Here is a 268-nt window from a genome sequence, read left to right as displayed (position 1 = left end):
GGATACCACCGTTCCATGCATCTTTGGTTACCTCAGGATAGCCCTCCATGATGTTACCTGAGGCGTAAACACGACCGAATACTTTTTCTTTAAGCTTGCTCCTGCCCGATTCCGGTTTCAGGATGCGGTGACCAACCGGTTCATCTTTTGGTGTAACCGGACCTGGTTTAAAATAGTTATTGATCACATTGTAATTGGTAGTATAATCGCCGCCATCCATTGAACGGTGGTGCCAGTTAAATACTACGTTATTTACAAAGTTGTATAC

Annotated in this window: 1 protein-coding gene; it reads right to left on the bottom strand. The window is 44.0% G+C overall.

The window, feature by feature from the left end:
• On the bottom strand, positions 1 to 220 hold a 220-nt coding region (locus ACEN88_RS35535; RefSeq protein WP_413347099.1), incomplete at its 3' end, for a hypothetical protein.
• Positions 221 to 268: the final 48 nt, after the last annotated feature.

Source organism: Massilia sp. CT11-108, assembly GCF_047302915.1.
GTDB lineage: Bacteria > Pseudomonadota > Gammaproteobacteria > Burkholderiales > Burkholderiaceae_D > Telluria > Telluria orientalis.
The sequence above is the reverse complement of the archived record's forward strand: the minus strand, read 5'-3'. Positions and strand labels throughout refer to the sequence as shown.